Source organism: Sphingopyxis soli (genome assembly GCF_018682675.1).
Lineage (GTDB): Bacteria > Pseudomonadota > Alphaproteobacteria > Sphingomonadales > Sphingomonadaceae > Sphingopyxis > Sphingopyxis soli.
Genome location: NZ_JAFMTR010000016.1, coordinates 19,142 through 34,186 on the forward strand (window position 1 = coordinate 19,142; position 15,045 = coordinate 34,186).

16 protein-coding genes are annotated in these 15,045 nt (G+C 65.4%); 12 read left to right on the plus strand and 4 right to left on the minus strand.

Annotation, left to right across the window (positions count from 1 at the left end):
- Positions 1 to 164: 164 nt before the first annotated feature.
- From J1N50_RS02215 to J1N50_RS02240, 6 genes are all read left to right on the plus strand, one after another.
- On the plus strand, positions 165 to 629 hold the full coding sequence (locus J1N50_RS02215) for a PTS sugar transporter subunit IIA (RefSeq protein WP_215349950.1): 465 nt from the start codon (positions 165 to 167) through the stop codon (positions 627 to 629).
- Between the two features lie 60 nt (positions 630 to 689).
- Positions 690 to 989 (plus strand): DUF1491 family protein, encoded by a 300-nt coding sequence (locus J1N50_RS02220; RefSeq protein ID WP_246552982.1) that lies wholly within the window; start codon positions 690 to 692, stop codon positions 987 to 989.
- Between the two features lie 197 nt (positions 990 to 1,186).
- Positions 1,187 to 1,852: a cell wall hydrolase gene (locus J1N50_RS02225; RefSeq protein ID WP_215349955.1), complete on the plus strand. Its 666-nt coding sequence runs from the start codon at positions 1,187 to 1,189 to the stop codon at positions 1,850 to 1,852.
- Positions 1,853 to 1,951: 99 nt separating this feature from the next.
- A complete protein-coding gene (locus J1N50_RS02230; protein ID WP_343227828.1) occupies positions 1,952 to 2,578 on the plus strand; it encodes a DUF4136 domain-containing protein in 627 nt (208 codons plus the stop codon).
- On the plus strand, positions 2,575 to 3,690 hold the full coding sequence (locus tag J1N50_RS02235; RefSeq protein WP_215349958.1) for a M14 family metallopeptidase: 1,116 nt from the start codon (positions 2,575 to 2,577) through the stop codon (positions 3,688 to 3,690). Before J1N50_RS02230 ends, J1N50_RS02235 begins: the two co-directional genes overlap by 4 nt.
- Positions 3,687 to 4,166, plus strand: coding sequence for a GNAT family N-acetyltransferase (locus tag J1N50_RS02240; protein WP_215349961.1), 480 nt, complete (start codon positions 3,687 to 3,689; stop codon positions 4,164 to 4,166). The genes J1N50_RS02235 and J1N50_RS02240 overlap by 4 nt, the downstream gene beginning before the upstream one ends.
- 65 nt (positions 4,167 to 4,231) lie before the next feature.
- Here the strand turns inward: J1N50_RS02240 and J1N50_RS02245 are convergent, their stop codons facing one another.
- Entirely contained in the window at positions 4,232 to 4,684 is a 453-nt protein-coding gene (locus J1N50_RS02245; protein ID WP_215349964.1) for an Hsp20 family protein, read from the minus strand.
- A gap of 188 nt (positions 4,685 to 4,872) precedes the next feature.
- Here J1N50_RS02245 and gpmA point away from each other — a divergent pair, with 188 nt between their 5' ends.
- Positions 4,873 to 5,559 carry a 2,3-diphosphoglycerate-dependent phosphoglycerate mutase gene (gpmA, locus tag J1N50_RS02250; RefSeq protein WP_215349966.1) on the plus strand — a complete coding sequence of 229 codons (687 nt, stop codon included), beginning with the start codon at positions 4,873 to 4,875 and terminating at the stop codon, positions 5,557 to 5,559.
- A gap of 99 nt (positions 5,560 to 5,658) precedes the next feature.
- On the opposite strand, the gene dapD is transcribed toward gpmA, so the two are convergent.
- Together dapD and J1N50_RS02260 are read right to left on the minus strand one after the other, a co-directional pair.
- Complete coding sequence (dapD, locus tag J1N50_RS02255; protein WP_215349968.1) at positions 5,659 to 6,501, minus strand: 2,3,4,5-tetrahydropyridine-2,6-dicarboxylate N-succinyltransferase; 843 nt, start codon at positions 6,499 to 6,501, stop codon at positions 5,659 to 5,661.
- The gene (locus J1N50_RS02260; protein ID WP_215349971.1) at positions 6,498 to 7,175 is read right to left on the minus strand and encodes a pyrimidine 5'-nucleotidase; all 678 of its coding nucleotides are present in this window, start codon (positions 7,173 to 7,175) and stop codon (positions 6,498 to 6,500) included. Before J1N50_RS02260 ends, dapD begins: the two co-directional genes overlap by 4 nt.
- A gap of 161 nt (positions 7,176 to 7,336) precedes the next feature.
- Between J1N50_RS02260 and J1N50_RS02265 the strand changes: the two genes are divergently transcribed.
- Positions 7,337 to 9,706, plus strand: coding sequence for a S8 family peptidase (locus tag J1N50_RS02265; RefSeq protein ID WP_215349974.1), 2,370 nt, complete (start codon positions 7,337 to 7,339; stop codon positions 9,704 to 9,706).
- A gap of 3 nt (positions 9,707 to 9,709) precedes the next feature.
- Here J1N50_RS02265 and J1N50_RS02270 read toward each other — a convergent pair whose 3' ends face one another.
- On the minus strand, positions 9,710 to 10,207 hold the full coding sequence (locus J1N50_RS02270; protein WP_215349977.1) for a DNA-deoxyinosine glycosylase: 498 nt from the start codon (positions 10,205 to 10,207) through the stop codon (positions 9,710 to 9,712).
- Between the two features lie 318 nt (positions 10,208 to 10,525).
- On the opposite strand from J1N50_RS02270, the gene rpsL reads away from it, so the two are divergent.
- The 4 genes from rpsL to tuf all read left to right on the plus strand — a co-directional run bounded on the left by rpsL (position 10,526) and on the right by tuf (position 15,038).
- Entirely contained in the window at positions 10,526 to 10,897 is a 372-nt protein-coding gene (rpsL, locus tag J1N50_RS02275) for a 30S ribosomal protein S12 (protein WP_058454342.1), read from the plus strand.
- Positions 10,898 to 11,027: 130 nt separating this feature from the next.
- Complete coding sequence (gene rpsG, locus J1N50_RS02280; protein ID WP_003042192.1) at positions 11,028 to 11,498, plus strand: 30S ribosomal protein S7; 471 nt, start codon at positions 11,028 to 11,030, stop codon at positions 11,496 to 11,498.
- A 121-nt stretch (positions 11,499 to 11,619) separates the two neighbouring features.
- A complete protein-coding gene (fusA, locus tag J1N50_RS02285; RefSeq protein WP_215349980.1) occupies positions 11,620 to 13,713 on the plus strand; it encodes an elongation factor G in 2,094 nt (697 codons plus the stop codon).
- Positions 13,714 to 13,844: 131 nt separating this feature from the next.
- Entirely contained in the window at positions 13,845 to 15,038 is a 1,194-nt protein-coding gene (gene tuf, locus J1N50_RS02290; protein ID WP_215349983.1) for an elongation factor Tu, read from the plus strand.
- Positions 15,039 to 15,045: the final 7 nt, after the last annotated feature.

Consider the following 15,045-nt stretch of genomic DNA (forward strand, 5'->3'; position numbering starts at 1 on the left):
GCAGGACAAAGGACTGGATTTTCTCCACCATCCGGCCTAAGGGCCGCGCCCAACGATGCCCGATGCTGGGATGGCGGGGGCCTGCCACGACGGATCCGTGATCGTTTGCCCGCAGGATGTCCTGATCGGCAACGAACCGGCGTTTTACAGATTTGACCAAAGTGATGAACCTTTCTTCCCTTCTCTACCCGGCGACCGTGCGTGCGCATGTGCAGCTCGACTCGAAAAAGGCGCTCTTCCCTTTCGTCGGCGACCTTGCGAGCCGTTCGCTCGGCCTCGACGCCGGCGAAGTCAGCGAGGCGCTGCTCGAGCGCGAGCGGCTGGGCTCGACGGGTTTCGGGCGCGGGATTGCGCTCCCGCACGCCAAGATGGCGGATCTGACGGGAGTCCGCGGCCTCTTCCTGCAACTCGCGCGGCCCATCGACTTCCAGGCGGTCGACGGGCTCCCGGTCGATCTGCTCTTCGTGCTGCTCTCGCCGCTCGACGCCGGCGCCGACCATCTGAAAGCGCTGGCGGGCGTGTCGCGGATGCTCCGCAACGACAATTTCGCCGAGCGGCTGCGCGGCGCGAAGAGCGACGAAGCGCTTTATGCTTTGCTCGCCGACGCCGAAACGCGTGACGCGGCATAACGTCGCGCGCCGGATTTTCCCGTGACGCGGCTCAAGAGCCGGTTTCTCGTCGATCTGCTGATGCGCCGCACCGAGGCGGCCGGCGGCTTTGCAGCCGTGCTCGCCAAGGGCGACGACACGTCGGGCGTGATTCTTGTCCAGTGCAGCGATCGCGGTGAACCCGGACCGCTGCTGGAACGGCGCTTTTCAATCGATGGCACCTATATCTGGGAGTCCGTGGGCCCCGATGACCCAAAGGATGGTGAATCGCGCGAAAACTATCGCGAGCGGCGACGAAAGGCCGATCCCGATCTGTGGATCATCGAACTGGATATCGCAGATGCGCCACGACTCGTCGCGGAGTGGGCCGCGTTAACTTGACTCTGTTGCGTCGCACAATAGGTGCCGCGCACCCCATAACGCGTAGGTCGTTCCGAGGGTTGCGACGCTTCGGCGAAGCACCCGGCAAAACGGTTCGGACACGCAGTCGGGTGACGGCCGCAGGCGGCACTGAGCCAGATTAGCTCGCCCGCCTGTTCTTTGGTTTCGGTCCGTCATCTGCCCTTTTGACGGAATATATGAGTCGCATTCTGAACGTGGCCGGTTTGGCTGCCGTCGGCATGACTGCCGTGGCCGCGCTTTCACTGGCCGAACCGGGTTTCGCCAGCGATCTTGCTGAAAGCGCAAATCCCCCCGCCATCACGCAGCCGCTTGCCGAAACGACGGCGACCGGGCCGACGGCGGACCTGTCGACCGAAGCCCAGACGCCGGTCGAGCCAACCCCCGAAATCAAGGACGAATCCACCGTCGAGCCCAAGGCGGCTCCGCTGGACGTCGACACGCTTGCCGAACTCGTCGCCGCGACCCCGCGGCCAGCCGATCTGGACGATGAACTGCGCTGCCTTGCCGGTGCGGTCTATTTCGAATCGCGTGGCGAATCGCTCGCCGGCCAACTCGCGGTTGCCCATGTCGTGATCAATCGCGCCAAGTCGGGCCGTTTCCCCAAGAGCCTGTGTGGCGTCGTCCACCAACCGAGCCAGTTCAGCTTCGTGCGCGGCGGCCGGATGCCCGCGGTGCGCAATGGCGCGCAGTGGAACAACGCCGTTGCAATCGCCCAGATCGCGCGCGACGGCAGCTGGAAGAACCAGGCGCCGGGTGCGCTGTTCTTCCATGCCCGCTATGTCTCGCCCGGCTGGCGCAAGACGCGCGTCGCTGCGATCGACAATCATATCTTCTATCGTTGATGGTCCAGGGCGGGATCCGATCCCGCCCTTGCCCTTTCGGGACGGCCCGCGCCTCCTTGTCAAGCTTTACGCATCCCGTTCATTGCCAAGCCATTATTCGTGGCGCATGATCGCCCGATGATGCATCATCTTTCCGTCGCCCTGCTCTCTGCAGCGGCGCTCGCGCTCGGCGGCTGTGCGACGGCCGTGCCGCCGGTCGAAGTCACCCGGTTTCACAATGCCATCCCCGGCTGGGCGCCTGGCACGCGCTACGCGATCCAGACCGCCCCGCTCGACGATCCGGCCGCGATGCCGTCGATCGAATGGAACAGCTATCGCGCTGCGGTCGAACAGCAGTTGCAGCGACAGGGTCTCGTCGCCGCGGGCGCCAATGAAACCGCGCCGCTTCGCGTCCGCGTCGGCTTCGATCGCTCGTTGCAACTCGATGGCGCGCGGCGCTCGCCCGTCTCCGTCGGGGTCGGCGGTTCGACCGGCAGCTATGGTTCGGGCGTCGGGCTCGGCATCGGCTTCAATCTCGGCGGCGGGCCCAAGCGGATGGCCGACCTCCAGCTTTCGGTGCGCATCGACGATGCCGCGACCGGGCAGGCGCTGTGGGAGGGTCGTGCGCTCACCGCGGTGCCGGTGAAGGCTCCGGCGGCGCAGCCGAGTCTCGCGGCGGCGAAATTGGCGGAGGCGCTATTCAAGGACTTCCCCGGCGAATCGGGACGCACTATCAGCGTCCCATGACCATCAGCATCAACGCCGCTTTCGACAGCGGCAACATCGTCGTGGATTCGGTCGACGGTACGTCGGCGCGTCTGTCGATCCGCAAGGATCGCGAATCCGATTTCTATCAATGGTTCCACTTCCGCGTTGCGTGCAACGTCGGCGACGAACTTGACCTCGCCATCGGCGGTCTCGCCGGGTCGGCCTATCCCGACGGCTGGCCGGGCTATGCCGTCTGCGCGAGCAGCGATCGCGAACATTGGTTCCGTCTCGAGACCAGCTATGATGCGGCTGCCGGCGAGCTCGCGATCCGGCATACCGCCGAAAGCCCGATCCTGTGGCTTGCCTATTTCGCGCCCTATTCGATGGAACGGCACCACGACCTGATAGCCTCGGTTGCCGAGTGCGAGGCGGTGACCTATCGCTGCCTCGGCACCAGCCTCGAGGGCCAGCCGATCGACTGCATCGAACTCGGCACCGGCAGGACGCAGGTGTGGCTCTATGCGCGCCAGCACCCCGGCGAATCGATGGCGGAATGGTGGATGGAAGGCGCACTCGAAAAGCTCGTCGATCCCGCCGATCCCTATGCGCGATCGCTGCGGCAGAAGTGCCGCTTCCATATCGTGCCGAACATGAATCCCGACGGCTCGCGTCGCGGCCACCTCCGCACCAACTATGCGGGCGTGAACCTCAACCGCGAATGGGATAATCCGACCGCCGAGCGCAGCCCCGAAGTGCTGGCGGTTCGTAACGCCATGGATGAAAGCGGGGTCGACTGGGCGATGGACGTCCATGGCGACGAGGCGATTCCCGCGGTGTTCCTTGCGGGGTTCGAGGGGATCAAATCGCTGAAGCCCGGCCAGATGGAGAAATATAAGGCGTTTGAAAAGGCGCTTGCTGCGAACACCCCCGATTTCCAGACGGACCTCGGCTATGCCGAATCGGCGCCGGGACAGGCGAATATGTCGATGTCGACAACCCAGCTCGCCGAACGGTTCGGCGCGGTGTCGATGACGCTGGAAATGCCGTTCAAGGATAATCGCGACCTGCCCGACCCGGTCCAGGGCTGGTCGCCCGAGCGGTCGAAGCTGCTCGCGCATGCCTGCCTGCAGACGCTGGACCAGCTACTGTGAGGTCGGACGCGGATGGCGCCTGGCGGATCGTCGAGGACGATCTGTCGGGTGCTTCCATCCGCGCATTGCTGGAGGTGCATTTTGCGGGGATGCTCGCGAACTCGCCGGCCGGCAGCTGCCATTTCCTCGATTTCGACGGGCTGCGCGCGGGCGACGTCACCTTCTGGTCGATCCACAAGGGCGATGAGCTCGCCGGATGCGGCGCGCTCAAGCGGCTCGATACCACGCATGGCGAGATCAAGTCGATGCGTACCGCAGAGGCGTTCCTGCGGCAGGGGGTAGCCGCGCGGATGCTGGGTCACATCATCGACAAGGCCCGCGCCCGCAGCTTCGAACGTCTCAGCCTCGAAACCGGCTCCGGCGCGGCGTTCGAGCCTGCCCTGGCGCTTTACCGGGCGCATGGCTTCATCGACTGCGAGCCGTTCGCCGACTACAAATCCGATCCGTTCAGCCGCTTCATGACCTACACGCTCTGACTACAAAAGCGGGGCCCGGAAGGGACTCCGGACCCCGCATATTTTCGGCCAAAGCGGACGCGCGGTTACGCGGCCTTCTTGTCCTCGATCACCGGCGTACCGCCGATCGCGATCTTGTGCGGCTTCATCGCCTCGGGCACTTCGCGCACCAGATCGATCGTCAGCAGCCCGTCGGCGAGGTCGGCGGTGTCGACGCGCACGAAGTCGGCGAGCTGGAAGCGGCGCTCGAAGGCGCGCGTTGCGATACCGCTATAGAGCAGCTGACGCTCTTCACCCTCGGCGACCTGCGCCTTGCGGCCACTGACCGTCAGCATGTTCTGCTGCGCGGTGATGTCGATTTCGCTCGACTTGAAGCCGGCCACCGCGATGGTGATGCGAAAATGGTCGTCGCCCAGCTTTTCGATGTCGAACGGCGGATAATTTTCGGCACCCGAACCACCGGTTTCGAGGAAATCGAACAGACGGTCGAAACCGACGGTCGAACGGCGATAAGGGGTCCAGTCAAAGCTGTTGCGCATTGGTCATTCCTTCCTTTCAAAGCGAAGTCACGGGACCGCGGTCGTTGGCCGCGATCGCCACCCGACCCCGTTCAGGCGGCCGGATGACGCCAATCTGGTAACCGCCGAAACCATTTCAAGGGGGCGTTGGCATTCGGCAAAAACCCGCGCTATGGGGCGGCGAATTTCCTCCATCCGAAGGACCGAACATGCCGCAGCTCATCCTCATCCGTCACGGCCAGTCGCAGTGGAATCTCGAAAACCGCTTCACCGGCTGGTGGGATGTCGACGTCACCGAAAAGGGCGCGGCCGAGGCGTGGGCGGCGGGCGAGCTGATGAAGGAAAAGGGCATTGCGCCCGACAGCTGCTTCACCTCGGTCCAGACGCGCGCGATCAAGACCCTCAATCTCGCGCTCGAGGCGATGGGCCGGCTCTGGCTGCCGGTAACGAAGGACTGGCGCCTCAACGAGCGCCATTACGGCGGGCTCACCGGGCTCGACAAGGCCGAAACCGCGGCGAAGCATGGCGACGAACAGGTGAAGATCTGGCGCCGCAGCTTCGACATCCCGCCGCCACCGCTCGACGCCGGATCGCCCTATGACCTGTCGGGCGATCCGCGTTACGCGGGCATCGCGATTCCCAACACCGAAAGCCTGAAGGATACGATCGCGCGCGTCCTGCCCTATTATGAAAGCGCGATCGCGCCGCAGCTCGCGGCGGGCAAGACGGTGTTGATCTCGGCGCACGGCAACAGCCTGCGCGCGCTGGTCAAGCATCTCTCGGGTATTTCGGACGCCGACATCACCGGGCTGGAAATTCCGACCGGACAGCCGATCGTCTATGAGCTCAACGACGACCTGACGGCGCGCGAGCGCTATTATCTGGACGAGCGGTAATTCCATCCGTCCCGTCGTTGCGGGCGCGGCAAAGAAATCCGGAGCGGAGCGTCGCTTCGTCGCCGCGCTTCTCGCAATGGCAAGGCGCGTGGCGTCGCGTCAGTCGCGGAGCAGTTCGTTGATCCCGGTCTTGGCGCGCGTCTGGGCATCGACGCGCTTGACGATTACCGCGCAATAGAGCGACGGTCCCGGCGTGCCGTCGGGCAGCGGCTTGCCCGGCAGCGATCCCGGCACCACGACCGAGTAGGCAGGGACTTCGCCGATGAAGACCTCCCCCGTCGCGCGGTCGATGATCTTGGTCGATGCGCCCAGATAGACGCCCATCGACAGCACCGCGCCTTCGCGCACGATCACGCCCTCCGCAACCTCGGCGCGCGCGCCGATGAAGGCGCCATCCTCGATCACCACCGGGCCCGCCTGCAGCGGTTCGAGCACACCGCCGATTCCCGCGCCGCCCGACAGGTGGACGTTCGCGCCGATCTGCGCGCAGCTGCCGACCGTGGCCCAGGCGTCGACCATCGACCCCTCGCCGACATAGGCGCCGATATTGACGAAGCTCGGCATCAGCACCGCGCCCTTGCTGATGAAGGCGCCGCGGCGGACGATCGAGCCGGGGACGGCGCGGAAGCCCGCGTCGCGAAAGCGGTTCTCGCCCCATCCCGCGAATTTCGACGGCACCTTGTCCCACCAGGTTGCGCCGCCGGCGCCGCCCTCGATGATCTCCATGTCGTTGAGGCGGAAGGAGAGCAGCACGGCTTTCTTCAGCCACTGATTGACCTGCCAAATGCCCGACGCATCACGTTCGGCAACGCGATAGCTGCCGTCGTCAAGCCCGGCGAGCGCCGTTTCGACCGCGTCGCGTACCGCGCCGGTGGTGGTCAGCCCCAGCGTCTCGCGAGCATCCCAGGCGGCTTCGATCGTGGCTTGCAGGTCGGTGCTCATGAAATTCCCCAAGGTTGCGGTAACGTGTCGAGCCAGTCGGCGATGTCGGTCGCATGAAAATCGACATGGCCCGGCAGGTGGTCGCGATGGCCGCTTTCGCTGCCATTGTCCAGCCAGACGGTCGTCATGCCCAGCGCTTTGGCGGGCGTCAGGTTGCGCGCCATATCCTCGACGAACAGGCTCCTGGCTGGATCGACCGCCAGGTGCGCGACCATCGCGGTATAAGCCGCAGGATCGGGCTTCGGGGTATAGGCCGTAATGCGGATATCGCAGATGCCGTCGAACAGATCGGCGATCCCGCGCGCCTCAAGAACGCGCGCGGCATAGTCGGCGTCGGCGTTGGTGAAGACCAGCCTGCGTCCGGGCAGCCGCGCGAGCCCCGCACGCAGCCGATCGTCGACAGTCAGCCGGTCCAGCGCAATGTCATGGACGTCGACCAGAAAATCCTCCGGGTCGACGCCATGGTGACGCATCAGCCCGGCCATCGTCGTGCCATGATCGTGGAAATATTGCTTTTGCACCCGCCGCGCTTCGACCGCATCGACGTCCAGCAGCCGCATGATGAAGGCGCCCATGCGTTCGTCGATCAGGTCGAACAGCTTCGCAGACGGCGGATAGAGCGTGTTGTCGAGATCGAAGATCCAGCTTTCGATATGGTCGATCGGCACGGTCATGACGCCCGGGCGCATAAAGCGCCAACGATCCGGCCGCAAGGCGTGTCGCTTTACCTTCCGGCAAGGCTGTCGGGTCTAGCATCGGGGCCGTCCGACGCGCTAGGAGATGGCGGGCAGCGACAGGGGGAAGACCGATGGCCGGGGCGAAACGACATGGCTTCATGCGCCGGATTACCGGGCGCCCCTTGCCAGCCATGCTCTGTATCGCCGCCCTGTCGCTTGGCGGCTGCGGCGGAGGCGGCGGGGCGCGTCCTTCGCCAACCCCCGCCCCGCCCGCGGCTCCGGCGCCGACGCCGGCGCCGACGCCGGCGCCAACCCCCACGCCAACCCCTCCGCCCGGCGGCAATTTCAACACGGCCGAAACGCGGCGTTCCGACGGGGTCAATTTCCATGGCGCGATCACCGCCTATCAGGCTGGCGCGACCGGGCTCGGCGTGCTGGCCGGGGTGATCGACGACGGGATCGACGAGGATAGCCCGGAGTTCGCGGGACGCATCTCGACGCTCTCGGCCGATGTCGCCGGCGCGCGCGGAATCAATGGCGAGGGGACGCACGGAACCAATGTCGCGCAGATCCTGCTCGGTGCGAAGAATGACGCCGGGACCTTCGGCATCGCCTATAACGCGTCGCTGCTCGTCCTTCGCGCCGACCGGCCGGGAAGTTGCGCGACCGAGGATCCGTCGAACGACGAAAGCGGCTGCCGCTTTCCCGAGAGCGCGATCGCGGCCGGGCTCGATCGCGCGGTCACCGCCGGTGCGCGCGTCGTCAATATCTCGCTGGGTGGCGGCGACCCGCCCGGCGCGTCATTGCGCGCGGCGGTGGCGCGCGCGACTGCGGCAGGGATCGTCGTCATCCTGTCGGCGGGCAACGAAGGCGATACCACGGCAAACGGTAACGATCCGAACAACCCCGAACTGTTCGCGCAGGGGCTGCGCGATGCGGGCGGAAGTCTCGTCATCATCGCCGGCGCCGTCGATGAAAACGGGCGCATCGCGGGCTTCAGCAATCGAGCGGGCGCCTACGCGGGTTCCTATCTGACGGCGCTCGGGGAGGGCGTGTGCTGCGCCTATGAGAATGGCGCGATCAAGACCGAGGGCAATTTCGTCTTCGTCCTCAACGGCACCAGCTTTTCGGCCCCGCAGGTTGCGGGTGCGGTTGCACTCCTCGCGCAAGCCTTTCCGAACCTGACGGGGCAGCAGATCGTCGACCTGCTCTACCAGTCGGCGCGCGACGCTGGCGCGGCGGGCGACGATGCGGTCTATGGCCAGGGGATTCTCGACATCGCGCGCGCCTTCCAGCCGATCGGCGCGACGACGCTGGCGGGGACGTCGACCGCGGTGCCGCTTGGCAGCGCGCTCGGCGAACTCGGTGGACCGATGGGCGATGCGGGTGCGCGGGGACAGGGCGGCGCCGTCGGGCTTGTCACCGACGGTTTCGGCCGCGCCTTCAACGTCGACTTTGCGGGCTCGCTCCGTCCGCGCCGCCCCGACTTCAAGCTGTCGGGCGCGATCGGCGGGCTCATCCGCCAGCAGAGCGCCGCTGCGGGCTCGACCGCACTCTCGCTCGTCACCGCGCCGGGCGTCGGCGGGACCGACGCGCTGGCGGGCCTTTCCTTCCATGATGCGCAGCGCGCGCGGACGATCGCCGCGTCGATGGTCACGCGTCTCGACGCCGGCACCCGGCTCGGCCTTTCGGCGGGGCGCGGCATCGGCGGGCTGCTCGCGGGCGAGCGCGGCGAGGCGAGCCATGCGATGCTCGTCGGCGACGCCGCGCAGGAAGGCCTTGGCTTCGCGGCAAGTCCGGGGTTCGGCGCCTTGATCCGGCACAGGATCGCCCCCCGTCAGGCGATCAGCCTCAGCGCCGAGAATGGCACGGTGTCGGGATCGCGCTGGCGGGACGATCCGCTGCTCCGCTATCGCAGCATCCGCGACAGTCGCTACCAACGCTTCGGCGCCTCGTGGGACGGCGGTTTCGGGCGGCTCCAGGCCGCGCTCGGCGGAAGCTGGCTCCGCGAAACGGACAGTCTGCTCGGCGCCCGGCTCGGGCCGGTCTTCGGCGCGGGCGGTGCGACCAGCCTCGTCGGCGATGCGCGGCTCGGTATCGATATGGGGGACGGTTGGAGCATCGCCGGCGCGTGGCGCCAGATGTGGACGCGGCCCGATCGCGGCGGCCTGATCGCCGGGGGCGCGCTCCGCTCGAACGCCTTTTCGTTCGACATCGCGAAGGCGGGCCTGCTGCGCGCCGGCGACCATGCGGCGCTCCGCTTCGCACAGCCGCTTCGCGTCGCGCACGGCGGCATCGATCTGACGCTCCCCGTGTCGTACGACTATGCCACACAGAGTGCTGGATTCGAGCGCCGCACCTACAATCTGGCGCCGACGGGCCGCGAACTGGTGGCCGAGGCGAGCTATGCGCTGGCGCTGTTCGGCGGCGATCTGGTCGCCAACACATGGTGGCGGCGCGACCCCGGCCATATTGCGGCGCTGCCCGACGACAAGGGCGCGGCGCTCCGCTTTACGATGGGCTTCTGATCGTCAGTCGAGCGCGTCGCGCAAGCCCAGCCAGGCTTCGCGCTTCGCTGCAAAGCTTGCGGTGTTCGCGGCGCTGCTCGACGGCAAGTCGACGATGGCGATCGCCCCCGGCGGGGCGATCTGGCGTCGTCCGATCGCCGCCGCCTTGCCGCCGTTGAAGGCGATCATGCGAAGATCGGGCAGGGTCGAGACCAGCGCGGCAAGGTCGTGCGGGTCGGCCATGCGGATATGCGCGTCGTTGCTTGTCCGCCGCTCGGCGCTGCGAATCACGTCCCACAATCCGATCCTGGCTTGGCGCAGCGCGGCGAGCCGCTCGCCATAAGCCAACTCCGCCAGCGGTTGATCGATCACCGCGCCAAGCAGGCGCCAGAACTGGTTCGTCGGGTGGGCGTAATAGCGGCGTTCGGCCAGCGACCGGGCGCCGGGCAAGCTGCCGAGGATCAGCAGGCGCGTATCGGGCGCGACATGCGGGGCGAAGCTGGCGTGTCGAAGCGCGGCCATATACGATCGATAGCGGCGCAGGCACGGCGCAACAATATTGCCTTCCCCTTGACCGCGGAAGGAATCACCGCTAGGGGCGCGCACGGTCGAAAGCGGCGGACTTCTGCCAAACTCGATCGCAACAGCGCTTGAACATTGCTGGCGCGGATGGAGCCTCCGGAGGACGAGCGAGTCCGCCGGGGTCTTTTGCTGTTATCAGGTTGGCCGTTTTTTGCCGGTTTCGGCAGGCGTCGGCCAGAGCTTCATCCACCGCGGTACAGTAACCGTTCGCTCCCCCAATGATATGGGGCGATGCGGACACATAAAGGTGAAGCATTCATGCCCACGATCAACCAGCTCGTCCGCAAGGGCCGGACGCCGCAGAAGGCGAAGTCCAAGGTCCCGGCGATGGACGCGAACCCGCAAAAGCGCGGCGTTTGCACCCGTGTCTATACGACGACTCCGAAGAAGCCGAACTCGGCGCTCCGCAAGGTGGCGAAGGTCCGTCTGACCAACAGCCGCGAAGTCATTTCGTACATCCCCGGCGAAGGCCACAACCTCCAGGAACACAGCGTCGTGCTGATCCGCGGCGGCCGTGTACGCGACCTTCCCGGTGTCCGTTACCACGTCCTGCGCGGCGTTCTGGACACCCAGGGTGTCAAGGACCGCAAGCAGAGCCGTTCGAAGTACGGTGCGAAGCGTCCGAAGTGACGTTCACGGGGTGAACGTCATCCGGGAAGATCGCTTCAGGCGATTTCATCCGGGATCCATTCACTCCTTCGGCTATTTGATCATCCCGCGAGCGCACCGCGCCGGGATGCTGTTGTAAAAGGAATTACCTATGGCTCGTCGTCGTCGTCCCGAACGCCGCGAAATCCTGCCCGATCCCCGGTTCGGGGATGTCGTGCTGTCGAAATTCATGAACAGCGTCATGCTGGACGGAAAGAAGTCGGTTGCCGAAAGCATCGTTTACGGTGCGCTCGAAGCGGTCGAAGCCCGCGCCAAGAAGGAACCGCTCGGCGTGTTCCACGAAGCGCTCGCCAACATCCGCCCGAACATCGAAGTCCGCAGCCGCCGCGTCGGCGGTGCGACCTATCAGGTTCCCGTCGAAGTCCGCCCCGACCGTGCGCAGGCGCTCGCGATCCGTTGGCTGATCACCGCGGCGCGCAACCGCAGCGAGACCACGATGGCCGCGCGCCTGTCGGGCGAGCTGCTCGACGCGTCGAACAATCGCGGCAACGCGGTCAAGAAGCGCGAAGACACGCACCGCATGGCCGAAGCGAACCGCGCGTTCAGCCACTACCGCTGGTAACGGCGGAAGATTCAGACTCCGCTGGTAATTGCGCCGACGCTCCGGCGTCTCGCAATCGCAACAAAACTTCCTATATCGGGGGCGGCTCCAAAGGCCTCCCCCAAAACCCAAGGAAAAGATCATGGCACGCAGCCATCCGCTCGAACGCTATCGCAATTTCGGTATCATGGCGCACATCGACGCCGGCAAGACCACGACGACCGAGCGCATTCTCTATTACACCGGCAAGTCCTACAAGATCGGCGAAGTCCATGACGGCGCCGCCACCATGGACTGGATGGAGCAGGAACAGGAACGCGGCATCACGATCACGTCGGCGGCCACCACCTGCCTGTGGAAGGCCGATGAGGGCAAGGGCCCCGAACATCGCCTGAACATCATCGACACCCCCGGCCACGTCGACTTCACCATCGAGGTCGAGCGCAGCTTGCGCGTCCTCGACGGCGCGGTCGCCGCGTTCGACGGCGTTGCCGGCGTCGAGCCGCAGTCGGAAACCGTGTGGCGCCAGGCGGACAAGTACAAGGTTCCGCGGATGTGCTTCATCAATAAGCTCGACCGCACCGGCGCGAACTTCTATTATTGCGTCCAGACGATCATCGACCGTCTGGGTGCGGTTCCGGCGGTCCTCTATCTGCCCATCGGCGCAGAAGGCGACTTCAAGGGACTCGTCGACCTCGTCAACGAGCGCGCGATCATCTGGAAGGACGAGAGCCTCGGCGCCGAATTCTTCTATGAAGAAATTCCGGCCGACCTGAAGGACAAGGCCGCCGAATATCGCGAAAAGCTCGTCGAACTCGCCGTCGAGCAGGACGACGATGCGATGGAGGCGTATCTGGAAGGCACGCTGCCCGACGTCGCGACGCTGAAGGCGCTGATCCGCAAGGGCACGCTGAACCAGGCGTTCGTTCCGGTCCTGTGCGGTTCGGCGTTCAAGAACAAGGGCGTCCAGACGCTGCTCGACGCGGTCGTCGACTATCTGCCGTCGCCACTCGACATCCCCGACGTTCAGGGCATCAACCCCGACACGAACGAACCCGACTCGCGCGCGACGTCGGACACGGCGCCGCTGTCGATGCTTGCGTTCAAGATCATGAACGACCCGTTCGTGGGCTCGCTCACCTTCGCCCGTATCTATTCGGGCACCCTGACCAAGGGCAGCTATCTGAACTCGGTCAAGGACAAGAAGGAAAAGATCGGTCGTATGCTCCTGATGCACGCCAACTCGCGCGAGGACATCGAGGAAGCCTATGCGGGCGACATCGTCGCGCTCGCCGGCCTCAAGGAAACCACGACCGGGGACACGCTCTGCGCCAACAACGCGCCGATCATCCTCGAGCGGATGGAATTCCCCGAGCCGGTCATCGAGCTGTCGGTGGAACCGAAGACCAAGGCCGACCAGGAAAAGATGGGCATCGCGCTCAACCGCCTGGCTGCCGAGGATCCGTCGTTCCGCGTGTCGACCGACCATGAATCGGGTCAGACGATCATCAAGGGCATGGGCGAGCTTCACCTCGACATTCTCGTCGATCGCATGAAGCGCGAGTTCAAGGTCGAGGCGAACGTCGGCGCGCCGCAGGTGGCGTACCGCGAATCGCTCGCGAAGCCGGTCGACGTCGACTACACCCACAAGAAGCAGTCGGGCGGCTCGGGCCAGTTCGGCCGCGTCAAGGTCAGCGTCGCTCCCGGCGAGCGCGGCTCGGGCATCACCTTCATCGACGAGATCAAGGGCGGCAACATTCCGCGCGAATATATCCCGTCGGTCGAGAAGGGTATGCGCGAGAGCGCCGAAAACGGCCACATGATCGGCTTCCCGATCATCGACTTCGAAATCCGTCTGACCGACGGTGCGTACCATGACGTCGACTCGTCGGCGCTGGCGTTTGAAATCGCGGGCCGTGCGGCGATGCGCGAAGTGGCGGCGAAGGCCGGCATCAAGCTGCTCGAGCCGGTGATGAAGGTCGAGGTCGTGACTCCCGAGGAGTTCATGGGCGACGTCATCGGCGACCTCAACAGCCGTCGTGGCCAGATCCAGGGCACCGACAGCCGCGGCAACGCGCAGGTGGTTGAAGCCATCGTGCCGCTTGCCAATATGTTCGGCTACGTGAACCAGCTGCGCTCGTTCACCCAGGGTCGCGCACAATACTCGATGCAATTCTCGCATTATGAGGAAGTGCCGACGAACGTGGCTGAAGAAGTGAAGGCCAGAATGGCCTGACGGGTCCCAGTAAGGGTCCTGGGCCGCGCGGACTTGCGCCGCGCGGCAAGACCCTCTAAGGGCGGCGCCTGATTCAGCAGGCTCGTCCACGACTGATCAACGGAAACACCTAAGAAGAAGGTTCTTAAATCATGGCTAAGGCTAAATTTGAGCGGACGAAGCCGCACTGCAACATCGGCACCATCGGTCACGTCGACCACGGCAAGACCTCGCTGACCGCCGCGATCACCAAGGTGCTCGCCGAAAACGTCGCGGGCAACGCCGCCGTCGACTTCGCGAACATCGACAAGGCTCCCGAAGAGCGCGAGCGCGGCATCACCATTTCGACCGCGCACGTCGAATATGAAACCGACAACCGCCACTATGCGCACGTCGACTGCCCGGGCCACGCCGACTATGTGAAGAACATGATCACCGGCGCCGCACAGATGGACGGTGCGATCCTCGTCGTCTCGGCCGCTGACGGCCCGATGCCGCAGACCAAGGAGCACATCCTGCTTGCGAAGCAGGTTGGCGTTCCGACCATGGTCGTGTTCCTGAACAAGGTCGACCAGCTCGACGATCCCGAGCTGCTCGAGCTCGTCGAACTCGAAATCCGCGAAGAGCTTTCGAAGCGCGACTTCGACGGCGACAATATTCCGATCATCGCGGGTTCGGCCCTCGCCGCGCTTGAAGGCCGCGACGACAACATCGGCAAGGACGCCATCATGAAGCTGATGGCTGCCGTCGACGAATGGATCCCGCAGCCGGAACGTCCGCTCGACAAGCCCTTCCTGATGCCGATCGAGGACGTCTTCTCGATCTCGGGCCGCGGCACCGTCGTCACCGGCCGTGTCGAAACCGGCGTCGTCAAGGTTGGTGAAGAAGTCGAGATCGTCGGCATCAAGGACACCAAGAAGACGACCGTCACCGGCGTCGAAATGTTCCGCAAGCTGCTCGACCAGGGCGAAGCGGGCGACAACATCGGTGCGCTGATCCGCGGCGTCGGCCGTGAAGAAGTCGAGCGTGGCCAGGTTCTGGCGAAGCCCGGCTCGATCACGCCGCACACCGAATTCACCTCGGAAGTGTACGTCCTGTCGAAGGACGAGGGCGGCCGTCACACGCCGTTCTTCGCGAACTATCGTCCGCAGTTCTACTTCCGCACCACGGACGTCACCGGCGAGGTCATCCTCCCCGAGGGCACCGAGATGGTCATGCCGGGCGACAACGTTCAGCTGTCGGTCAAGCTGATCGCCCCGATCGCCATGGACCAGGGTCTGCGCTTCGCGATTCGCGAAGGCGGCCGCACGGTCGGCGCAGGGGTTGTCGCGACCATCACAAAGTAATATAGGG